The sequence below is a fragment of the Streptomyces sp. MMCC 100 genome (genome assembly GCF_041538145.2).
In the GTDB taxonomy this organism is placed as follows: domain Bacteria; phylum Actinomycetota; class Actinomycetes; order Streptomycetales; family Streptomycetaceae; genus Streptomyces.
In genome coordinates this window covers 7,424,819-7,447,364 of record NZ_JBGORK020000001.1, presented here as the reverse complement: position 1 = coordinate 7,447,364, position 22,546 = coordinate 7,424,819, and the positions used below count along the sequence as shown (strand labels likewise).

Annotated in this window: 16 protein-coding genes and 1 pseudogene; 8 read left to right on the top strand and 9 right to left on the bottom strand. The window is 70.6% G+C overall.

Going from position 1 to position 22,546, the window contains the following annotated elements:
- The first annotated feature begins 58 nt into the window (after positions 1–58).
- Complete coding sequence (locus ABS735_RS34505) at positions 59–5,266, top strand: DNA repair ATPase (protein WP_373904011.1); 5,208 nt, start codon at positions 59–61, stop codon at positions 5,264–5,266.
- A gap of 16 nt (positions 5,267–5,282) precedes the next feature.
- Here the strand turns inward: ABS735_RS34505 and ABS735_RS34500 are convergent, their stop codons facing one another.
- Entirely contained in the window at positions 5,283–7,397 is a 2,115-nt protein-coding gene (locus tag ABS735_RS34500) for an ATP-binding SpoIIE family protein phosphatase (RefSeq protein ID WP_373904010.1), read from the bottom strand.
- A gap of 469 nt (positions 7,398–7,866) precedes the next feature.
- On the opposite strand from ABS735_RS34500, the pseudogene ABS735_RS34495 reads away from it, so the two are divergent.
- A pseudogene (locus ABS735_RS34495) lies at positions 7,867–8,565 on the top strand (cobalt-precorrin-6A reductase); the annotation flags it as partial.
- A 27-nt stretch (positions 8,566–8,592) separates the two neighbouring features.
- Here the strand turns inward: ABS735_RS34495 and ABS735_RS34490 are convergent.
- Positions 8,593–9,237, bottom strand: coding sequence for a precorrin-8X methylmutase (locus tag ABS735_RS34490; protein WP_373904009.1), 645 nt, complete (start codon positions 9,235–9,237; stop codon positions 8,593–8,595).
- A gap of 155 nt (positions 9,238–9,392) precedes the next feature.
- On the opposite strand from ABS735_RS34490, the gene ABS735_RS34485 reads away from it, so the two are divergent.
- Positions 9,393–9,803, top strand: a complete 411-nt coding sequence (locus ABS735_RS34485) for a four-helix bundle copper-binding protein (RefSeq protein WP_373904008.1) — start codon at positions 9,393–9,395, stop codon at positions 9,801–9,803.
- Positions 9,804–9,830: 27 nt separating this feature from the next.
- Here ABS735_RS34485 and ABS735_RS34480 read toward each other — a convergent pair whose 3' ends face one another.
- The 4 genes from ABS735_RS34480 to ABS735_RS34465 all read right to left on the bottom strand — a co-directional run bounded on the left by ABS735_RS34480 (position 9,831) and on the right by ABS735_RS34465 (position 11,641).
- Positions 9,831–10,337, bottom strand: coding sequence for a DUF4396 domain-containing protein (locus tag ABS735_RS34480; RefSeq protein ID WP_373904007.1), 507 nt, complete (start codon positions 10,335–10,337; stop codon positions 9,831–9,833).
- A gap of 57 nt (positions 10,338–10,394) precedes the next feature.
- A complete protein-coding gene (locus ABS735_RS34475; RefSeq protein ID WP_373904006.1) occupies positions 10,395–10,847 on the bottom strand; it encodes a DUF6098 family protein in 453 nt (150 codons plus the stop codon).
- Positions 10,848–10,875: 28 nt separating this feature from the next.
- On the bottom strand, positions 10,876–11,103 hold the full coding sequence (locus ABS735_RS34470; RefSeq protein WP_373904005.1) for a DUF5133 domain-containing protein: 228 nt from the start codon (positions 11,101–11,103) through the stop codon (positions 10,876–10,878).
- 121 nt (positions 11,104–11,224) lie between these two features.
- Entirely contained in the window at positions 11,225–11,641 is a 417-nt protein-coding gene (locus ABS735_RS34465) for a CBS domain-containing protein (protein WP_373904004.1), read from the bottom strand.
- A gap of 222 nt (positions 11,642–11,863) precedes the next feature.
- Between ABS735_RS34465 and ABS735_RS34460 the strand changes: the two genes are divergently transcribed.
- Positions 11,864–12,208, top strand: coding sequence for an ANTAR domain-containing protein (locus ABS735_RS34460; protein WP_373904003.1), 345 nt, complete (start codon positions 11,864–11,866; stop codon positions 12,206–12,208).
- Between the two features lie 39 nt (positions 12,209–12,247).
- Here ABS735_RS34460 and ABS735_RS34455 read toward each other — a convergent pair whose 3' ends face one another.
- Positions 12,248–12,715: an ATP-binding protein gene (locus tag ABS735_RS34455; protein ID WP_373904002.1), complete on the bottom strand. Its 468-nt coding sequence runs from the start codon at positions 12,713–12,715 to the stop codon at positions 12,248–12,250.
- Between the two features lie 152 nt (positions 12,716–12,867).
- Here ABS735_RS34455 and ABS735_RS34450 point away from each other — a divergent pair, with 152 nt between their 5' ends.
- From ABS735_RS34450 to ABS735_RS34435, 4 genes are all read left to right on the top strand, one after another.
- Positions 12,868–13,245, top strand: a complete 378-nt coding sequence (locus ABS735_RS34450) for an STAS domain-containing protein (protein ID WP_373904001.1) — start codon at positions 12,868–12,870, stop codon at positions 13,243–13,245.
- 509 nt (positions 13,246–13,754) lie between these two features.
- Entirely contained in the window at positions 13,755–14,519 is a 765-nt protein-coding gene (locus ABS735_RS34445; protein ID WP_373904000.1) for a nuclease-related domain-containing protein, read from the top strand.
- A 207-nt stretch (positions 14,520–14,726) separates the two neighbouring features.
- On the top strand, positions 14,727–19,229 hold the full coding sequence (locus ABS735_RS34440) for an AAA domain-containing protein (protein ID WP_373903999.1): 4,503 nt from the start codon (positions 14,727–14,729) through the stop codon (positions 19,227–19,229).
- Between the two features lies 1 nt (position 19,230).
- Positions 19,231–20,193 (top strand): hypothetical protein, encoded by a 963-nt coding sequence (locus tag ABS735_RS34435; RefSeq protein WP_373903998.1) that lies wholly within the window; start codon positions 19,231–19,233, stop codon positions 20,191–20,193.
- A 125-nt stretch (positions 20,194–20,318) separates the two neighbouring features.
- Here the strand turns inward: ABS735_RS34435 and ABS735_RS34430 are convergent, their stop codons facing one another.
- Together ABS735_RS34430 and ABS735_RS34425 are read right to left on the bottom strand one after the other, a co-directional pair.
- Positions 20,319–21,362 carry a serine hydrolase domain-containing protein gene (locus ABS735_RS34430; RefSeq protein WP_373903997.1) on the bottom strand — a complete coding sequence of 348 codons (1,044 nt, stop codon included), beginning with the start codon at positions 21,360–21,362 and terminating at the stop codon, positions 20,319–20,321.
- 94 nt (positions 21,363–21,456) lie between these two features.
- Entirely contained in the window at positions 21,457–22,545 is a 1,089-nt protein-coding gene (locus ABS735_RS34425) for a glycosyltransferase family 4 protein (protein WP_373904303.1), read from the bottom strand.
- Between the last annotated feature and the right edge of the window lies 1 nt (position 22,546).

The window sequence follows — 22,546 nt, the reverse complement described above, 5'->3', positions numbered from 1 at the left end:
GCCGTACGGGGGTCGGCGGCTTCGGCACCCCTCGCATCCTGGAAGGGACCAACCGCTCATGGCCACCGCTCCGGAGACGGCTACGACGGGCACGGGCACGACGTACGACACGTCCGGCACGTCGGCCACGTCGGCCACGTCTGCCACGTCCGCCACGGCCGAGACGGCCACGGCGACGGCGGGCGCGTACGACACCGCCGACGCCGGCGCGTACGAGGTGCTGCGCGACCGCCTCGCCGCGCAGACCGCCGACCTCGCCCACCGGGCCGAACTCCTCAACGCCCGCCGCATCGAGGAGTTCGGGTCGGCCCGGCTCGAACTGGCCTCCACCGAGCGGCTGCGCACCGAGCACCCGGTCGTGCCCTGCGACATCGCCGCCGTCGGCGACGCCCTGCTCCTCGGCTCCACCGGCCGCCCGGGCCACCGCGAACAGGCCGCCGTGGCGGACGTCTTCACCCTGTACGACCGCGACCTGAACCCGCTGCCCGAGTCGGCCGTACCCGGCCTGCTCGACGACCCGTCCTTCGTGCGGGAGTTCGCCGACCTGCACCGCTACTACCGGCAGGCCCGGCTGCTGCGGCTGCGCCCCGTCGACGGCAGGCTGCTGGCCGTCTTCCGCACCGGCGAGAAGGCCGACGACATCCGCGTCCTGCGCTGGGAGCTCACCGAGGACGGTCGGGCCGCCTTCCTGGACGCGCGGGGCGAACGCGACGACGTGTTCCCCCCGGCCCACGACTTCGAGTGGACCGAGGCCACCCGCGAGGACCACGTCCTGGGCCGCCACCCGCACGTGTCCGTGCGCGGCGAGTTCTACGTCAGCGCGGTGGGCGGCACGCTCACCGTCAAGCCGGCGGACGACACCGAGACGGCCGACGGTATCTACTCCGAGCCCGTCGACGAACCCCTCCAGTCCCTGGCCGACGCGGACATCGCGCACGCCCGGGTCGGCGCCCTGATCCTGCTGCGCGTACGGCCCTACAAGGAGGACACCGACCGCCACCTGGTGTTCAACACCCTCACCAAGTCGGTGGTCCGCCTGGACGGCATCGGCGCGGCCTGCCGTCGCCTGCCCGACGACCAGGGCATCGTCTTCCCCGGCGGCTACTGCCTGGCCACGGGCGCGCACAAGACGTACGAACTCGACGCGACGGGGCTCGAGTTCGAGCGGGAGGTGCGCTCGCCGAACGGCGAGGACGTGCTGTACGCCTTCCACGCGCGCGGTGAGAGCCGGCGCCTGCTGCTGTCGTACAACACCATCCGCAAGGAGGTCGCCAATCCGCTGCCCTGCCGGGGCTGGGCCCTGTCCGGGGACGGCACCTTCGCCGTGCTGCGCGCGGACGGCGACGAACCGGCCCAGGTGCACCCGGTGCAGCTGTGGCACTCGCCGTACGTCTCCGACACGTACGCCGCGGCCGCCCCCACCGGGAGCGGCCCGCTGGCCCGCGTGGGCAACGCCGACCTCGTACGCGGCATCTCCGCCTGTCTGTCCGTCGCCGGGGCCGTCGGCGAGGGGATCACCACGGCCGAGGGCTACCGGGCGCTCGCCGCGTCCTGCGTGCGCGCGGCCGACGGCCACCACTGGCTGGGCGAGGAGGAACTGGGCGACCTGGCCGACGCGCTGGCGGCGGTGCGGGAGACCGCCGAGCAGGTCCTGGCCGAGTTCGCGACGGTACGGGACCTGACCCGGCGGTCGGCCGAGGCCCGCGACGAGGCCGCCGAGCGGATCGCGGCGGTGGTCCGGCGGCTGCGCGGCGAGGCGCCCAAGGAGGCCGCCGCCTGGGTGCGAGGACTGACCGAGCTGCGCCACGCCCACGGGCACCTGCTGAACGTCAAGGAGATGCGGTACGCCGACGTCCCCGGCATCGACGCCCTCGCCGCGGAGACCGAGGCGTCCCTCGCCGAACTCGGGCGGCGGGCCGTGGCCTTCCTCGCCCGCGAGGACGCCTTCGACGCCCAGCGCGAGGACGTCGAACGGCTCGTCGCGGACGCGGAGGCCATCGCCACCGTCGCCGAGGCGGCGCCCGTCGCCGCCCGGCTCGACGAACTCGCCGACGGGCTGCGCACCGTCACCGACGTCGTCGCCGAGCTCGACATGGGCGACGCCACGGTCCGCACCGCCCTGCTGGAGCGCGTCGCCGGTGTCCTGGGCGGCGTCAACCGCGCCCGCGCCACCCTCGACGCCCGCCGCCGCGCCCTCCTCGACCACGAGGGCCGCGCCGAGTTCACCGCCGAAACGGCCCTGCTCGGCCAGGCGGTCACCGCCGCGCTCGCCGCCGCCGACACCCCCGAGCGCTGCGACGACCAACTGGCGCGGCTGCTGGCCCGCCTGGAGGACCTGGAGTCCCGCTTCGCGGAGTTCGACGGCTTCCTGACCGAACTCGCCGACAAGCGCACCGAGATCTACGAGGCGCTCGCCGCCCGCAAGCATGCCCTCTCCGACACCCGCGCCCGCCGCGCCGAACAACTCGCCGCCTCCGCCGCCCGGATCCTGGAGACGATCACCAGGCGGTGCGCCACCCTCGCCGACGCCGACGCGGTCAGCACGTACTTCGCCTCCGACCCCATGCCGGCCAAGGTCCGCCGCACCGCCGACGAACTGCGCGCCCTCGGCGACACCGTCCGCGCGGAGGAGCTGGACGGGCGCCTCAAGACGGCCCGCCAGGAAGCCTCCCGCGCCCTGCGCGACCGCGCCGACCTGTACGCCGACGACGGCCGCACCCTGCGCCTGGGCGCCCACCGCTTCGCCGTCAACACCCAGCCCCTGGACCTCACCCTCGTCCCCGACGGCGACGGACTCGCCTTCGCCCTCACCGGCACCGACTACCGCTCGCCGGTCACCGACCCGGCCTTCGCCGCCACCCGCCCCTACTGGGACCGCACCCTCCCCTCGGAGTCCCCCGGCGTCTACCGCGCCGAGCACCTCGCCGCCCGCCTGCTGCGGCAGTACGGCGCCGGCGCCCTCGCCGCGGCCGACGACCTGCCCGCCCTCGTCCGCGAGGCCGCGCAGGAGGCGTACGACGAGGGCTACGAGCGGGGTGTGCACGACCACGACGCCACGGCCGTCCTGACCGCGCTGCTGCCCCTGTACGAGCGGGCCGGAACACTCGTCCACGAGCCCGCCGCCCGTGCCGCCGCCCAGCTCTTCTGGGCCCACGGCACCACGCCCGACGCCCGCCAGAACTGGACGCGCCGCGCGGTGTCGCTGGCCCGCGCCCGGGACACCTTCGGCCTCTCCACCGCGATCGCGGACCTGGAGGAGGAGCTGGCGGGGGCCATCGGCGCGTGGCCGGGACCGGGACCGAGGCCGGGGGAGGGGACGGCCGGCCGTACGGATGCCGTCACCGGCCTTGCGCGCACGGCGGGACCGGGGGCCGCGGCGGCGGGCTCGACGGCGGGCGCGTCGGCCGGAGGCGCTGCCGGGGACGCCGGGACCGCCGGTCCCGCGACCGGGACGCTCGGCTCCCCCGCCGTGGAGCCGACGGGCTCGGGCGAGGACACCGCGCGTGCCGCCGCCGCGTACCTCTTCCACGAACTGACCACCTCCCCCGACGGCTTCGTCCTCGGCGCGGGCACGCGCACGCTCCTGGAGAAGTTCCGCCGCACGGTGGGCACCCCGGCCTACGACGAGGACCTGGCCGCGCTCGACGACCTGGCCGCCCGCGGGCAGCTCGCCGAGGCGTGGATCTCGTCGTACGCCGCCGCCGGCGGCACCGACCTCGCCCCCGGCGACCTGGCCGAGGCGGTCGCCGGCGAGCTCTGCCCGGACCTGCCCCGCTACGACGGCGACGCCCCGCCGACGGCCACCGCGGAGGGCCTGCTGGGCACCCACCCGCGCATCACGGGAGGCCGGCTGCCGCTGCGCCTCGACGAGTTCCTCGCCCGCACCACCCGCTTCGCGGCCGAGGACGTCCCCGCCTTCCGCGCCTACCAGCGGCGCCGTACGGCCCTGGTGGTCGCCGAACGCGAGCGCCTGCGCCTGGACGACCACCGTCCGCGCGTCATGTCCGCCTTCGTCCGCAACCGGCTCGTCGACGAGGTCTACCTCCCGCTCGTCGGGGACAGCCTGGCCAAACAGCTCGGCACCACCGGCGATGGCAAGCGCACCGACACCGGCGGCCTGCTGCTGCTCCTCTCCCCGCCCGGCTACGGCAAGACGACCCTGGTCGAGTACGTCGCCGAGCGCCTCGGTCTGATGCTGGTGAAGGTCAGCGGTCCCGCACTCGGCCACTCCGTCACCTCGCTCGACCCGGCCGACGCCCCGAACGCCACCGCACGCCAGGAGATCGAGAAGATCAACTTCGCGCTGGCGTCCGCCAACAACACGCTGCTCTACCTGGACGACATCCAGCACACCTCCCCGGAACTCCTCCAGAAGTTCATCCCGCTGTGCGACGCCACCCGGCGCGTGGACGGCGTGCGGAACGGCCGCCCCCGCACCTACGACCTGCGCGGCAAGCGCTTCGCCGTCTGCATGGCCGGCAACCCGTACACCGAGTCCGGCGTCCGCTTCCAGGTCCCCGACATGCTCGCCAACCGCGCCGACGTCTGGAACCTCGGCGACGTCCTGACCGGCAAGGAGGAGGCCTTCGCGCTGAGCTTCCTGGAGAACGCGCTCACCGCGAACCCGGTCCTGGCCCCGCTCGCCGGCCGCGACCGGGCCGACCTGGAGCTGCTCGTCCGCCTCGCCGCCGGCGACCCCACCGCACGCGCCGACCGCCTCGCCCACGCCTACCCGCCGGCCGAGCTGGAGCGCGTCCTGTCCGTCCTGCGCCACCTCGTGGCCGCCCGGGAGACGGTGCTGGCCGTCAACGCCGCCTACATCGCCTCCGCGGCCCAGTCGGACGACACCCGTACGGAGCCCGCGTTCCGGCTCCAGGGCTCCTACCGCAACATGAACAAGATCGCCCAGCGCATCCGACCCGTCATGAACGACGCCGAACGCGCCGCCGTCCTCGACGACCACTACACCGCCGAGGCGCAGACCCTCACCCACGGAGCCGAGGCCAACCTTCTCAAGCTCGCCGAGCTGCGCGGCACGCTCACCGCGGAAGAGGCCGACCGCTGGGCCGAGGTGCGCGCCGCCCACGTCCGCGCCCGCACCCTCGGCGGCCCCGACGACGACCCCGTCGTCCGTGCCGTCGCCGCCCTGGGCCTCCTCGCCGACCGCGTCGCCGCCGTGGAGTCCGCCATCACCCGCGCCGCCGACCCCCGCCACCTGCTGGCCAACCCGCACGCCCGGCACGCCGCCGACGGAACGGGGCGGTGAGGCGCCGGGAGGCCGGTCACGGTTCCGTCGCGTCCGCCGAGTCCGACAGGTCGAAGGCGTTCATCAGGTCCGCCGCGTCGGCCGCGTCCGCCGACGGCCCTCCGTCGAGCCGCTGTTCGGACCAGATGGTCTTGTCGTGGCGGCTGTGCCGGACGCCCCAGTGCGTGCTGAGCCGCATGACGATGAACAGTCCGCGGCCGCCCTCGTCGCTCTCCCGCGCGCGGCGCAGGTGGGGGCTGGTGCTGTTGGCGTCCGTGACCTCGGTCAGCAGCCGCCCCCGGTCGCGGATGAGCCGCAGCCGCACCGGACCCTTGCCGTAGCGGATGGCGTTGGTGACGAGTTCGCTGACGACGAGTTCGGTGGTGTAGGCCGCCTCGTCGAGGTCCCAGGCGGCGAGCTGACGGTCGACGAGCCGGCGTGCCGTGCCCACCACGGAGGCGTCGGCGGGCAGCGTCCAGTCCGCGACGTGCTCCGGGGGCAGGGCGCGGGTGCGCGCGAGCAGGAGGACGGCGTCGTCGTGGCGGGAGGGCGCCATGTGGTACACGGCGGTGTCGCACAGCTCCTGCAGCGGCCGCGTCGTGGAGGCGAGGATGTGTTCGAGGCGGCGCCTGGCGGCACCCGGGGCGTCGCCGTCGCCCCGGGTGAGGCCGTCGGTGTGGAGGGCCAGGAGGCTGCCCGGCGCCAGTTCGAGCACGGCCGGGGTGAACACGTGCCCGCCGCCGGTCCCGAGCGGTGGCCCCTGCGGAACCTCCACTGCGCGGGGGGCGCCGTCGGGGTCGATGACGACGGGGGCGGGGTGTCCCGCGCGGACCATGGTGCAGTGCCGGGAGACGGGGTTGTAGACGGTGACCGCGCAGGTCGCCACCGGCGCGTTCGCACCCGGCGCGGAGGCGTCCGTCAGCTGGGCGGCGACCTCGTCCAGGTGGGTCAGCAGCTCGTCCGTCTCCAGGTCCTGCAGCGCGAGGGTGCGCACGGCCAGCCGGAGCTGGCCCATCGTGGCCGCCGCCTCGATGCCGTGCCCGGACACGTCGCCGACGACGAGGGCGACGCGCGTACCGGAGAGGGGGACGACGTCGAACCAGTCGCCGCCGGCGCTCTCGGGCAGGTACACGTGGGCGGTCTCCACCGCCGTGAGCCGGGGGATCGCGCCGGGCTGCAGCCTGCGCTGGAGGGCGGCCGCCACGGTGTGCTCGCGCCGGTAGCTGTGCGCGTTGTCCATGTGCACGGACGCGGTGAACGCCGCCTGCCGGGCCACGTCCAGATCGGCCTCCTCGAAGGGGTCGGTCCGGTGCCGGTACAGGGTCAGCAGCCCGAGCACCGTGTCCCGGGCGATCAGCGGGGCGACGATCATCGAGTGCACGCCCGCCCTGATCAGCGGTGCGAAGCCCTCCGGGTCGGTGGACAGCCAGGGGTCGTCGGACGAGACCCGGACCAGACGGGCCCGCATGTCGTTGAGGACCTGCGTGTAAGGGGTGGGGAAGGGCAGCGGGCGGCTGTCGCCCTCCTGCCGGCTCACCTCGGCGGTCGGCGGGGCGAAGGACACCCGGCGCAGCGGAACCTCCGTCGGCGGGGGACCGGCCGGGCGCTCGGCCGCGACGGCACCGTCGTCCAGCAGGTCGACGGTGGCCGCGTCGGCGAAGGCGGGCACCAGGGCCCGCACCAGCTCGTCGGCCGTGGTCCGCACGTCCAGTGTGGAGCCGACGGCCGCGTGCACCTCGCTGAGTACGGCGAGCCGGTCCGCCGCGGCCTGCCGCTCGGTCACGTCCTCGACCACGCCCACAAGACCGGGTTCGCCGTCGCCGAGGTCGTGCAGCGGGAAGAGGGACACCTCGACGGCGAGGGTGCGGTGCGGCTCGAACGACGACCTGCCCCGGACCAGCCGGCCCCGCAACGGCTCGCCGGTCGCCAGGACCTCGTCGATCAGGCCCTGGAGCTCGCCCGCTGCGAACCCGGGGGCGAAGTCGTCGATGCCCTGCCCGACGACGTCGCGCGGGGACAGTCCCCGCACTCCCCGGCCGGCGGGGTTGTAGCGGGCGACCTTCCGCTCGGAGTCGAAGACGAACAGCCCCTGGGGCGAGTTGGCGAACAGCGCGTTGAGCACCGCGGTGTCGCCGATGGGATCGCCGGTCACCACACGCTCCCTTCGCGGCCTTCCCTCTCACCTTCTCGCATCGGCACCGCCCGGCAACTCGGCCGACGGGTGTGCTTGAGTCGACGCAGCCGCAAGAACCTCGGAGCCACAGGAACCGCATGAAGGGAGGGCCCCGCCCGTGCACGTACTGATCCTCGGCGGCACCACGGAGGCCCGCCGCCTGGCCGAACTGCTGGCGACGGGGGTGGCGGGACGGGCGGTATCGGCGGGACCGGAGGGGGCGGAAGGGGCGGCGGGACCGGACGGACGGGAGGAGTCGGCAGCACGGAATGGGTCGGCGGGGTCGGCAGCACGGGACGGGTCGGCAGGACGGGACGGGTCGGCGGGGTCGGCAGCACGGAATGGGTCGGCAGGACGGGACGGGTCGGCGGGGTCGGCAGGACGGGACGGGTCGGCGGGACCGGCGGGGTCGGCAGGGGCAGAGGAGCGAGTCGGACCGGCGGGTCCGCTGCCGGGGCTGCGTGTGACGACCTCCCTGGCGGGACGCGTCTCCGCGCCGAGAACGCCGCCGGGCGAGATACGCGTCGGCGGCTTCGGCGGCGCCGAGGGACTCGCCGCCTGGCTCCGCGAGCACACGGTGGACCTCCTCGTCGACGCCACGCACCCCTTCGCCGGCACCATCACCCGCAACGCGGCACACGCCGCCGCCACCGCCCGCGTACCCCTCCTCGCGCTGCGCCGCCCCGGCTGGCGGCGGGTCGAAGGGGACGTCTGGCACGAGGCCGGTTCCCTGACGGAAGCCGCCGCACTGCTGCCCGCCCTCGCCGCCCGGCGGGTCTTCCTGACCACCGGCCGCATGGGCCTGGCCGCCTTCGCCGGTCTGGCCGACCCGTGGTTCCTCGTACGGTCCGTCGACGCGCCCGAGGAGCCCGGCCCGCCCCGCATGGAGGTACTGCTGGACCGCGGCCCCTTCACCCTCGCCGGGGAGCGCGAACTGCTGCGCCGGCACCGGATCGACGTCCTGGTCACCAAGGACAGCGGGGGAGCGGCCACCGCACCGAAACTGACGGCCGCCCGTGAGGCGGGGCTGCCCGTGATCGTGGTGCGCAGGCCCCCGGTGCCCGAGGGGGTGCCGGTCGTGGCCGAACCCGAACAGGCGGCACGGTGGGTCGGCGAGGCACACGCGAGGCACACGCCGACTGGCTAGATCACGTACGCCCCACGGTCCCGCCGCTCACTCCTCCTCGCAGGCGAGCGCGTTGATCGCGGCGGCGGCCATCGCACTGCCCCCGCGACGGCCCCGTACGACGAGGTGCTCCAGGCCCGAGGGGTGGGCAGTCAGCGCGTCCTTGGACTCGGCGGCACCGACGAAGCCGACGGGTACGCCGATGACCGCGGCCGGGCGGGGCGCCCCCTCGTCGATCATCTCCAGGAGCCTGAAGAGTGCCGTGGGCGCGTTGCCGACGGCGACGACGGCCCCCTCCAGCCGGTCGCGCCACAGTTCCAGCGCGGCGGCGCTGCGCGTGGTGCCGAGCCTGGCCGCCAGCTCGGGGACGGCGGGGTCGGACAGGGTGCACAGGACGTCGTTGTCCGCGGGCAGCCGCTTGCGCGTCACCCCGCTGGCCACCATCCGCACGTCGCACAGGACGGGCGCACCGGCCCGCAGGGCCTCGCGGGCGCGGGAGACGACACCCGGCGTCCAGGACAGGTCGCGGACGAGGTCGACCATCCCGCAGGCGTGGATCATCCGGACCGCGACCCGGCCGACGTCCGCGGGCAGCCCGGAGAGGTCGGCCTCCGCGCGGATGGTCGCGAAGGACTGGCGGTAGATGGCCGCGCCGTCCTTCTCGTACTCGTACTCGGAGTCGTACGGGGTCACAGTGCTCTTCTCGCTGCTCTCGGTCGGCTGACGGCCACGGCGGGGAGCATACCGACAGGGCTCCGGCGCCGGTTTGTGGTGTGCCGCACGGTGAAACCCGGCAGACACCGACGACGTAAGACACATGTGGAACATGTGGAAGGGGACCAGCCACCATGACGACCACCGTGAACGACCTACTGCGTACCTACCCGGCCGACCTGGGCGGCGTGGACCGGGACGCCATGGCCAGGTGCATCGAGGAGTGCCTCAGGTGCGCCCAGGCGTGTACCGCGTGCGCCGACGCCTGCCTGTCGGAGGACACGGTCGCCGATCTGACCAAGTGCATCCGCACCAACATGGACTGTGCCGACGTCTGCGACGCCACGGCCGCGGTCCTGTCCCGGCACACGGGCTACGACGCCAACGTCACGCGGGCCGTGCTGCAGGCCTGCGCGACCGTCTGCAGGGCCTGCGGTGACGAGTGCGCCCGGCACGCCGACATGCACGAGCACTGCCGGGTCTGTGCCGAGGCCTGCCGAAGCTGCGAGCAGGCGTGCCACGAACTGCTCGCCGGCCTGGGCTGAGACCGGCGGGCAACGTGCCGCAGGCGGTCAGTGGTAGGCGTGGACGACGGCGTGGCCCTTGCCGCGGCCGATCATCCACTTGTTGACCGGCGTGGTGATCACGAACGCCACGGCGAAGCCGCCGAGCAGGGTGTACCAGAACAGCCCGTCCGACAGATGCGCGTCCATCGCGCCGGGTACGAGGGCGACGATGCCGTTGTCGACCAGCTCCATCACGGCGATGGAGACGGTGTCGGCGGCCAGCGCCACCTTGACCGCGGTCTTCATGGAGACCCCGGCGCGCACCACGGCGAAGAGCGTGAAGGAGTAGCCGAAGACGAAGGCCAGGGCGATGGCCAGCACCATGGTCGGCGCGTTGCCCCACATCAGTGCGGTGCCGACGACCATGCCGAGGATCTCGCCGACGGCGCACCCGGTGAGGCAGTGCAGCGTCGCCCGCATCGCGGTCGCCCAGGTGGTGCCGTGCCGCCCGTGACCGCCCGCGGGGGCGGAGTGGTGGTGCGCGGTACCCGAGTGGTGCGTGCTGTGCTCCATGGCCTTCGTCCCGTTCGACGTCCCGACGCCCGCGGAGACCGGAACGGCCCCCGACGATCAAGAAGGCTTGTCGCGGTCGAGCGGCCCCCAGCCTCCTGGCTGCTCGGTGACGATGCGGCAGGCGTCCTCGATGACCTGGTCGGCGATCCAGCCGAGGGGTTCGATCTCCGTCACCAGGGGCTCGTTGTCCGGTCCGCGGGCCGTCTCGGAGCCGTGCAGGACCCAGGGCCGGGTGCGGGCGTCCTTCACGTGCGGCAGGTGACAGTAGTCGTACAGCCGGCGGGCGACCCAGACTCGCGCGGGGCGCTCGCCCCACCAGTCCTCGAGGTCCAGCGGGCTGGCCGACAGGCCCGGAAGCTTGATCCCGGTCAGGTCGTCCGTACTGCTCGTCCTCGGCAGGTCGCTCTCCGGCCCGCGGGACCAGCGCACGTAGAGGCCGTGGCGGCGGGTGATGAGCCGGGTCAGCTGATCGAGACTGCTGAAAGTCGGCAGGTGGGCGGTCGTGGTCATGGTGCTGGAGGACCCACGCGGTGAGCGCTCAGGCGCTCAGCAGGGAGTCGTCTTCGACCCGGGCACCGGGAAGCCGGTGGCGGGCGGCGACGAGGGCGGCGTCGATGTCCCGGGTGCCGGTGGACACGCACAGCGTGTAAGCGACATCCTCCATGCGCTGGCACACTTCCCGGGTGCCGTTTTCGGCGTGCAGGTCGCGCAGCGCCTCGTACTGCTCGATCAGGTTCTTCAGCACGGCGGGGTGTGCCAAGAGCATCAGGGGTCTCCCTCGTCGCGATCGCTCACATGGGACATACACCGACCCGTGTGCCCCACCCCCGGGCCGCCAATCCGCTGCGTCCTCGCACTGGCGGCCGTGAGGACCGGGGGCGTCCGGCTCAGTCGGTGGACAGCGCCTGGAGCAGGTCGCCGACCTCGGGGTCGGGCAGGGAGCGGGCGACGTCGGCCTGGGCGATCATGCCGACCAGGTCGTGCCCGTCGATCACCGGCAGGCGGCGCACCTTGTGTGCCGTCATGGTGCGCAGGACCTCCTCCACGTCGTCGTCGGCGCCGATGGTCACGGCCTCGCCCTGGGCCAGCTCGCCGGCCGGACAGGTCGCGGGGTCCTTGCCCGCGCCGAGGACCTTCACGACGACGTCCCGGTCGGTCAGTACGCCCTTGAGCTTGTTGTCCGTGCCGCAGATCGGCAGGGCGCCGACGCCGAGGTCCTTCATCTTGCGGGCCGCGTCCAGCACCGTCTCCTCGGCACCGACGCACTCGGCCCCGCCCGTCATGATGTCCCGCGCCTTCGTCATCGCATTCACTCCCGGTGGCTGTCGGTCGCCCCCGACCACTGCGCCGGGGCACGACCGCGTTCTGGTGGATGTGGGCGTGGGTTCCCCCCGGCCACCTCTCATAACGCTTGCCGCGGCCCGATCTCACCGCCCGGACAGCGGGGCTCCGGTCGGACGGATGCCGACGGGGAACCGGGGCAAGCGGGTGAGGATGCCTCTGCCCGCTGCTACCCGGTGATGGTCATGACCTCGTCCACGCGTCCCAGCCCCCAGTCCGTGCCGACAACGACCGATGAGCTGGTGAAGGAACTGGAGCGAGTACGGGCGGAGAACAGACAGCTCAAGCAGGCACTCGCCTCCCACGCCACCGTCGACCGGGCCATCGGCGTCCTGACCGTCCTGGGCCAGATCAGCCCCCGTGACGGATTCACGATCCTGCGGGAGATCTCCCAGCACACCAACATCAGGCTCTCCGCCGTGGCCGAGCACCTCCTCGTGCACGCGCGCGGCGAGGCGCTGCCCGACGTACTGCTCGGAGAACTGCACGCCGCCCTGGCCCACCACGCCCGCCCACGCGCTGCTCCCTGACGGAGAAGGCCGACCGTGCTTCCCGCAGGAGGTACGGCGTCAGGCGGCTGTGCTCCGGGGAGTGTCCAGGAGGTCGATGCCGGCGGTGACGCGTTTGCCGACCGGCTCGCGCCGCGCCTGGAAACTCCGGGCGACGGCCGTGACGATCTCCAGGCCGTGCTGTCCCACCCGGCCGGCGTCCGCGGCCCGGGCCACCGGCAGCACCGGATCGGAGTCCCACACCGAGACCTCCACCGCCCCGCCCCTGATCCGCAGATCCATCAGAACCGGGCCCGGCGCGTACTTGCGCGCGTTGGTGACCAGCTCACTGACCACCAACTGCGTGAGGTCGCTCGCCCGTTGCGACACGGCGAGGCCGTGCTCGGCCCGCGCCCGGGTGAGGAAGTCCACGGCCAGACGCCGGGCTTGGGCGATGCACGCTCCGTCCCCGGCCAGGGCCGCGGTGGCGTGTATCGGCCGGCCGTCCGACGCCGTGCCGTCTTCCCCCACCGCATGTGGTCCCGTCACGACTGCCCCCGTTCCCGTTCACAATGCCCGGCGCTTACCCGTGTACCCGCAGCTCATGCCGTGCGCTCCTGTCGGCTTCGCCACACCGGGAAACGGCGCGCACCGGGCCGGACGGTGCCTCGGCAGGGCCTCGGTGTGCCAGGATCACTGGCATGGCCGAGGGAGAGATGACGGGTGTCGAACGTGTCGCGCAGCCCGGGCGGTTGTCGGTCGTGTCCACGGCCACCGACGGCGTCCATGTGGTGTCACTGGCCGGGGAGATCGACCACGAGACCGGAGACACACTCCGTCAGGCCCTGGACGCCTGCGACACTCCCCGCCCCCGGATCGTGGTCGACCTGCGTCAGGTCACCTTCATGGACTCCAGCGGCATCAACGTCTTCATCGCCGCTCACCGTACGGTCAGCGAGGCCGGCGGCTGGCTGCGGTTGGCCGCACCCGGCGAGGCGGTGATGCGCACGCTGAGCATCGTCGGCGTCGACGCCGTCATCGACTGCCGCGACACACTTCGCCAAGCCCTCGGCAACTGAGCCCGGCTCCCCCGAGCCGTTCCACACCGTGACCGGCACCGCTGCGCCCGGACTGCCCGACGGCCCGCCGACACGTGACGGTGGCGGGACCGGAAGGTCCCGCCCGACTCACAAGAAACCCCGGCTCAGGGCCACACCAGGCAGTACGGCTGATGCCCCGCCTCATGCAGCCGGTGGCTGAAGTCCTGCCACTCGTGCAGCGAGTGGGAGGGGTGCGGTGCTGACCTGGGGCTTCTTGGTCATATGTGCGTTGATCTGCGGGAACTCCTCTCGGTAGTTCTCACGGGTCAACGCCGTTTCCCGGGCTCATGTGCCCTGGATGTGCCCTGTCCTGGCTGCAGAGTCAGCTGGGAAGCGCACGCCTGCCCGGCGCATACATGAGGCCGTCTTGCTCACTGCTTCTGACCCTGGTCACATGGTCATTGGTCTGTGATGGGATGCGAAACGGGGGACGCGTGAGCGGATTACGGGTCTCTGTGTGGAAGCGTTACGGACATGACCGTCTCTACGTGAATCAGCCGGACGGCACGAAGGTCGCCTGGCTCGACCGCCGCACGGGGTCTCTGGAGCTTCTGGTCGAGGAGCAGCGGGACGCGGTACTCGACGCCCTCGCTCCCTACCTTGCTACTTCTTCTTTGCCGGTAGTGCACAAGGCACTGCGCTCTGAAGACGACCTTGCGGGGAACCGCCCAGGAGACGCGCTGCAGACGAAGGTGGACGAACTGGCACCCGGCTTCTGGCGGTGGGTGTTGGCCAGGATGTCCGGTAGGCGTCTGGAGGTGGACAGCTGGCGCACCGGACTGGCCGGTGAGCGCCGGGTGGGGGTGGAGTTGGAGAGGCTGGCGTGGCGAGGCTGGCGAGTACTGCATTCCATACCCCTGGCAGACGATATCGACATCGACCACGTCCTGATCGGTCCGGGCGGAGCCTTTTGTGTCAACACGAAGTGCCACCGCGGTGCGCGTGTGTGGGTGGGCGACGACTCGGTTCGGATAGGCGGCCAGTCGTACCCCTACGTGCGGAAGAGTCGAGCCGAGGCGCGTCGGGCATCGAGCGCGCTGACGCGTGCGTGTGGCTTTCCCGTCGAGGTTCAGCCGGTGCTTGCCTTCGTTGCGGTGGCAGAGCTGCAGGTCGTGCCGTCGCTTCGCGACGTGCGTGTCCTTCAGGAGCGCGACATCGCGACGTTCAAGCGCCTCAAGGCTGGCTGGGGACCGGACAAGGTCGAGTTGGTGTACACGGCGGCACGTGATCGCCGCACGTGGGTTCGCCCCTGAACGGTTGGCTGGGTTACAGCCAATTTCCGCGGAATGTGGCTGGTTTACATCATTACTCGCCGGTCCCTGTTGAAGGCCGCGCTTCTCTCCCACATCCTGGAAGGCTTTCCGTTGAGCCATGATCTGGGGGGATAGGTGTCTCTTCACTCTGCACTCCGTGCGAACCATCCGGAGGCGGTCCACCGCACGCGCCAACTTATCGAATACATGCGCGAATTCGTTCGCGGGTCATACAAGCCGGTGCGGGACTGGCAGAAATACCCGGAGGTCCTCTGGCTTTCCGACATTCCGGATGACAGGCTCCGGCGGAACCCGGATGGCGACCGGACGCTGCTTAAGGTGGCGCACCGCCCGTCCCGCCCGGCTCCTGTCCTGCCCGAGGTGCTGGTGGGATGGGTCGATCCCGAAGCCGCCGCCACCGCATCGCCCGAAGTGCCACCGCTGGCCGAATCGGGACCGGGGCAGGGTTGGCAAGAGGACGACAACGGAGACCTGTTCGAAGTTTCCGAGATTCGCCGGGAGGAAGCGCACGACGTACTGCGCGCCTACACACGGTGGCTCGACGCGTGGCGCAAGTGGTCGGAGAAAGAGCGCATCGACCGTCCTTATAGGGAACTCCATCAGCAGCTGTACCGAATGGCGACCAGGATTCAGCAGGACGGCGAGGAATACGAGGCGGTACTGAGCGCCGGATTGCTGACCGTCGGAGCCGCACGTCCGTCGGCGCGCATCGCCCGGCACATTTTGACGGCGCCGCTGATACTCACCGTGAATCCCACGAACATGTCCATCACCGTCGCCCTCGCCCCCGGCGACCCGGCGCGGATGGAGGACAGCGAGTTTCTCGACGCGGACGCGGGCTACAGCACCCGTCTGCTGAGCCCGCTGCGGGACCGTGTCGATACGGAAGGATTCCATCCGCTATCCCGTGACTCCCAGGACGTGCTCGGCGACTGGTCAGAGAGGGCGTTCGGCACCGATCGCGCGGTGGCGTTCCACCGTGGCTGGGGCCGCCCATCCGCAGACCTCGCGCTGCCGGTGCCCACACTTGGGTTCGCGCCGGCGATCATTCTCCGCCAGAGGGGCCAGGGTGCCCTCGTAAACTTCTACGACGGCATCGCGAACCGCCTCGCTCAGCCCGGTGCCATCGCTCCGCTGGGCTTGGCTCAGCTGCTGTACCAGCTGGAAGCGGAGGACCGCAGGGTGTGGGGTACGGCGGCGGGGAGCCGTGACGTGCCGCCCGCCCTTGGCCCTGACCCGCTGTTTCCGCTGCTGTCGAACGAAGCCCAGCGGGAGGTGCTGAGGCGCCTACAGACCGATACTGGCGTCGTCGTTCAGGGGCCGCCCGGCACGGGAAAGACGCACACCATCGCCAACCTCGTGTGCGCCTTGCTGGCAGACGGCAAGCGGGTGCTCGTGACGAGTGAAAAGGGCCAAGCGCTGAAGGTCCTGCGGCAGCAACTGCCGCCCGAGCTGCGCAACCTGTGCGTCCTCCAGGGCGACCGGCGCCAGGACGGCAGCGACGACCTGGAACAGTCCGTGCGCGCTCTCTCCCAGCTCAGTGCCACCCAGTCGACGGAGCGTCTCGACGTAAGGATCAAGAGCCATGAGGCGCTGCGCTCGGAACTGTCGGACACCCGCGCACGCCTCCGTAACGAACTGCGCGCCATCCGTGAGGCGGAGTGGTACGAACACCTCGAGGTGGCGCCCGGATACAAGGGGCGGCTCGCGGAGATCGTGGAGACCGTCGCTGCCGGTGCACCGAAGTACGGCTGGATGCCCGCACTGCCCGCCTCGGCACCGCGAGAACCTTCGCTGAGCCAGGACGAGGCCCAGCGCCTGCTGGGTCTGGTGTCCCGGCACGGGGCCGGAGTACTGGACGAGCATGCCGCCCGCTGCCCGGACCCCGCAGATTTCATCGCACCCGTGCTGTTCGAAGAAGCGGTCAACGCCCTGGACGCCGCTGTACGTGTCTGTGCTGCGTCGGCGTCCGACACACTTGCCCTCGAACTCGCAGACCGCGGGGATGAGCTGATCGCGACACTGGTCGGTCTGCTGGACGCAGCGGAACACGCGCTGCAGAGCGAGGGACTGCCGGGTGACCCTGCCGCCTGGCCGCCCGAGGAGTGGACCACGCGCGCCTTGCAGGACGGAATGGCAGGCCGGCGGCAGCAGCTGTGGGAGGGAGTGCGGCAGGCGTCCGCTCGTGCCGAGGACGTGCAAAGCGTGCTTCAGCACATGCTCTTCGCCGTGCTCGACGTACCCGACGTGGCGCTTGCCGAGGAATCACGTCTCATCGCCGCCGGGAAGGATCTCGAACAGTACTTGCGTGCAGGCGGCAAGCTGCGCAAGTTCGCCCCGAAGCCGGTCCAGAAGGAGGCCCAAGTCCTTCTGCGGGACTGCCGGGTGGATGGGAGGCTGCCCAGCACACCGGACGAGATCTCCGCGTTGGTGGCTCATCTGGCGGCACGCCAGTGCGTTCGGCAGCTGAACGAGCGCTGGAAGAGCGTCGACGCGCCCGAGGCCGAAGGCTCCACGCAGGTGGCTCTGTCGGAGTTGCTGGACCGGGTGCCGACGCTCCGCGCGGTGGACGGGTTCACCCAATCCGTGCGTACGCTGCACGAAGTCCTACTTAAGGCCAGGATCAAGGCCACGGTGCGGACGGCACAACAGTGGGACGACGTGCGTACGTCGGCGAACGGTGCGGAACGGCTGCTCCGTGCCCGTGAGGCGGAGGAGAGGCTGCGGTCCATCTCCGAGCAGCTGCCGCGACCCGATGCCCGCGGAGTGGCCGAACTGGCAGAGGTACACCGGGCTGTCACCGACCGTGATCCGCAGGCGTACACGTCCGCGATCGATTCGCTGACCGAGGCATTCCACCGTGAGGCTGATCGCCGGGAGGCCCGCAAACTCCTGGACCGCCTGTCCGAGGACCACCCCGAACTGGCACGGCGCTTCGCCGAGTCCCCGACCGAGGCGGCGTGGGAGACCCGCCTTGTAGACCTGGATGGGGCCTGGGCATGGCGGCGAGCCCGTACCTTCCAGGACACGATGCTGACACCTGGCAGGGAAGCCAAGCTAGAAGGCGAATTGGAGGCAATCGAAACGCACTTGAGGAGGACGGTGACTCAACTAGCGGCCGACCGAGCGCTGTATCACTGCCTGGACCGGATGACGGCCGGACAGAAACAGGCGCTGAGTGCCTACGCGTCGGCCACGGCGAACGCAGGCAAGGGAATGACGGCACTCGGCAAGCGGCACCTGAAGGCTGCCCGTTCCGCGATGCGTGACGCGCGTGCCGCGGTCCCGGCATGGGTCATGCCGATCAAACAGGTGGCCGAAATGATCGATCCCGAGCCGGACGCCTTCGACGTCGTCATTGTGGATGAGGCGAGCCAGGTCGGTCTGGACGGTCTGATGCTGCTGTGGCTCGCTCCGAGGATCATCGTCGTGGGTGATGACAAGCAGTGTGTCCCGTTTTACACAGGCGGCAAGCACGAGCGGCTCAACGAACTCCTCGACTCACTCCTGCCCCATCTCACCGACTGGCAGCGGGACGGACTCAGCCCCAAGTCCAACCTCTACGACCTGCTGTCTGCGCGCTTCAGCGAGACGATCAGGCTCACCGAGCACTTCCGGTGCATGCCGGAGATCATCAAGTGGTCCTCCGCCCAGTTCTATCCCGACAACGAACTCGTGCCGCTGCGGCAGTACGGAGCGGACCGACTGCGGCCCCTCGAAGTCGTTCATGTGCATGAAGGCCACTGTGAGGGACGTCGAGAGACCCTGGTCAACAAGCCCGAGGCCGAACGCATCGTTGCCAAGTTGCAGGAATTCGCGGAGGACGAAGCATATGCGAAACGAAGTTTCGGGGTCATCGTGCTCCGTTCCGGACACCAGACAAGGCTCTTGGAGAGTCTCATCGACAGGCAGATCGACTCCACGATCCAGGAGCGGCACAACATACGTGTCGGCACGGCCGAACAGTTCCAGGGGGACGAAAGGGACGTCATCCTGCTCTCGCTGGTCGTCGACGCCGACAACACCCGGGCCCTGACCGGCCAGGGTGACGGAAGACGGTTCAACGTGGCTGCCAGCCGGGCCCGCGACCAGATGTGGCTGTTCACCTCCGTCACACCGGACCAGCTGCGCAGTAGGGACCTGCGCCACTCCCTGCTCACCTATATGCAGGCGCCGCCGGAACTTCAGGGCACCTCTCCCGGCCTTTCCGCCGTTTCACCCGATGAGCAGTGCGAGCCGTTCGACTCGCTCTTCGAGCAACGGGTCTTCCGCAGGATCAAGAAACGTGGCTACCACGTCGTCCCTCAGTGGAAAGTCAGCGGCAAACGCATCGATCTCGTCGTCGTTGGAGAGACGGGCCGCCTCGCCGTGGAGTGTGACGGCAGCCCGTATCACTCCACCCCTGACCAGATCCGTGACGACTACGAGCGGGAGCGGGAACTGCGCCGGGCAGGCTGGCAGTTCTGGCGCATACGCAGCAGCGAGTTCGCCCTATCTCCGGAGGATTCGCTGACCCCGTTGTGGAAGCGCCTTGACGCTCTGGGGATCCGGCCCGGAGTCACCGAGGAGGCCCAGGGCGACTCGGGGAGCATTTGGGCCCCGATCGAGATGGACGATGCCGACCTCACCACCGATGAACTCGACGCCATGCTCGATGAGGATGCGTCCGTCTCTCTCGAAGGGGCCTGATGTGAACGAGATCTTCGACGACAGCACGCTGACGGAGATTGCCCACCTGATCTGCGGGGACGAGACGCCACTGCTTTACCGGAAGGGGTACGAGATAGCCGCCTTCTTCCAGCGTGCGGGCTGGGACGACGTCCCGGACTACGACGGCACACCGAGGCACAAGTGGACCTTGGATCTCCTCAGGGAGCGACAGGAGGACGGTACGGACGATGCCCAGCGAGCCGTCCTTCGCCTGGCGAATCGCCTTGAGTACTACAACCAGCAGCAGGAGTACCACGCCACGCTGAAGCGGCTCAACGAGATACTTGTGCTCGACGGACGCCGGATCGGCGAGGAAGAAGGCCAGCCGGTCCTTGTCCGCTGCGAAGCCGGTTTCGAGGACGAAGCACGGCGGCAGTTGCCGCGTGTGGAGTTGAAGGTCTCCGTGACGGAGGTGGTGAGCGACCCGGAACTCGCCGCTACCGTGCAACTTCGGCTGGACGAGGCACGCACCTGCTACGAGCACGGCGCCTATACGTCGGCGGTCATCATGCTGGGCAGTCTCCTGGAGGGGGTGCTCGCGCATGCCGCGCAGGTCCGCGCCGCAGGCGTACGCATGCCGAAGCCGTTGCGGAACATGGGGCTGAATGACTTCGTCGACTTCGCGTACGAGAACAAATGGATCGAGCACGATGCCAAACTCGCCTCGGAGCTTGTCCGGCACTACAGGAATCTCGTCCATCCCCTGGCGGAGAAACGGACCGGACACAGCCCGAACCGCGACACGCTCGACATGTGCTGGCCGGTGGTGAATGCCACGTTGAACGATCTCGCGGCGACGGTGGTAGCGCCTCCTGTACCACCCACTCCGCGTGCGCCCACAGAACGAGGTCGTGGTCGCAATCCCAATGCCTCCGTACAACGCCCAACGCCGGCCTCTGTCGCTCGTCGCCGTCCAGGTGGGGGAACAACGGCAGGCACTTGAACCGCGGGTGCTCGATCCAACGTGGGCGAAGAGCGCGGAGCAAATACTCCCTGATGTCGCGTGTGCGATGTTGATGCGGCTGATCCGGGGGTGGACGGATGTGGCCTGGGATCCGCTTTGGCACGTCAGGTGAATACGAGTTCACGGAAGGTGTTGCGAATTTCGGCCAATGGCCCACGATCCCTTGTGTAGTAGAGCTTGTTGGTCAGGAGTACCGCCCAGCGGTACTTGGTGGGGGAAATCCACATGCCTGTGCCGGTGAAGCCGTAGTGGACCCAGGCGTCCTCGTCGGCGGTCGTGCCGGGAGCGGGGTGCCAGAACATGCCGCGAGCCGGTTGGAGCTGGCCTGTCTGGATCGTCAGGGAGTGGGTGATCCACTCGCTCCCAAAACCAGACCGGAACTGGGAAGCGGCAGGGGCGAGCATGTAGCGGAGGAAGGCGGCGAGATCGTCGAGGACAGTGAAGACGCCGGCGATGCCGCAGACGCCGCCCAGGAGGCGGGCAGAGAAGTCGTGGGCGACTCCCTTGAGGCGGGTGTCGGTGTCCTGGTCGAGTTCGGTTGGTGCGCAGCGCGCGGTGAGATCGGCGGGCAAGGGGCCGAAGCGGGTGGAGGTCATGCCCAGTGGAAGCCAGGTGCGGGTGGTGGCCAGTTGGTCCAAGGGCTGGCCTGAGAGGTGTTCGGCGAGATAGCCCAGGATGAGGGCAGCCCGGTCGGTGTACTCGACTGCTTCACCTGGAGGTCGGTGGAGCTGCTCGTGGAGGACGCCTCGGCGGATCTCCTCTCGGTTGGTGCCATAAAGGTTCTTCAGTTGGGCCCGTAGTGGGACACCAGCAGTGTGCGTCAGCAACTGTTGAGTGGTGACGGTGCCGAGTGGGCGGCCGGCGACCTCGGGCCAGGAAATGCCGAGCGGTTGGTCGAGGTCGAGGGATCCGTCCTCCCACAGGGCGCCGACGGAGGACCAGACGGCCAAGATTTTGGTGAGGCTGGCGGCGTCGAAGACGGTTTCGGCGCGCATCGGCACGTCCGGCTCGTCGGGGTCGAGGACGCCGGTGGCACCCTGGTCGAGGATGCCGGTGGCATCGCCGAGGGCCCACACGGCGCCCGGGTACACCTTGTCGCGGACCCCCTCGTCGAGTAGGGCTTCGATGCGGTCATGGTCGTACGTCATGGTCTCCCTCTTCGCCGGGGTATCCCGTCGGTCAGCGTAGTGACGTTCGCAGAGCGGTTCGGGTAGTGACGTGTCGGGACGTCTGACGGTCGGTTCAGGTGAGCTGTCGGCCGAGGTCGGTCAGGGATCGTGCGGTTGCCGAGAGGGGGTAGCGTGCCGCATTGGCATAGCCCGCCTGGCGCAGGGCGGACAGCAAGCCGGGGGTCTTCATGAGCCGGTCGAGATCCCGTGCGAGTGCGGCGGAGTGGGTGAAGTCGGTGGTCATACCGGAAGCGGCGAGCGCCTCGCTGAGGCCGGGGACAGGCTGGTAAAGGACGGGGAGCCCGCACGCTTGGGCTTCCAGCGCGACCAGTCCCATGGCCTCCAGGGTGGTGGAGGGCACGACCAGCACATCGTGTTCCGTGAAGGCTTTCCACAGCTGTGGGCGGCGCAGCCAGCCGAGGTAGCGGACTCGTACGCCGGCTCGTTGCAGCAGCGGGGCCAGTGCGTGGAACTGGGCTCTGGGCGCGGCGACGCTCAGCTCGACACCGGGCACCGGGGCCAGACTCTTGATCAGGGCCTCACCACCCTTTTCGGCGGTCAGGCGTCCTGCGTACAGGAGCCGCAGGTGGCTGCTGGAGGTGCGTGCCGGCCGGGCGGGTGGGGCGGTGAGCAGGTGGTCGGGGATGCCCCAGGGGACGTGGGTGATCTTGCGGCGTTCAATCTGCGGGGCGAGCTTGAGGAGGCGGTCGGCCATTGCGTTGGTCGGGACCACGATGGCGTCGGCGGCCCTGGCTGTTTCGCGCAGCACTTGGAGCTGGTCTCGGTGGGTCTCGGCGAAGAGCAGGTCCGTGCCGTGGACGAGGGCGATCCGAGGATGCGCGGGCAGAGCACGGATGAGGGCAGGAGTGGCGCCGAATGCGAGGTGCTGCAAGTGGAGGACGCCGATCTGCGTGGGATCGAGTATGGCTGTGAGCGCTCTGCGCAGGATGGCGACGTAGCGGCTGAAGGCCGTTCCTTCCAGACATTTGCCTGCTACGGGGAGCACGCTGAGCCCGGCGGGTGGCCGGGGAGCGTGACCAGGTGGTGCGAGCATGAAGGCGCGTGCCGGGATGAGGGGTTGTCGGCCGGTGTAGAGGTCGATGAAGAGCTCGACGCTGCCGCCGGGGCTTCCAATGGGGAGGTCCAGGAAGGTGGCAGCCATC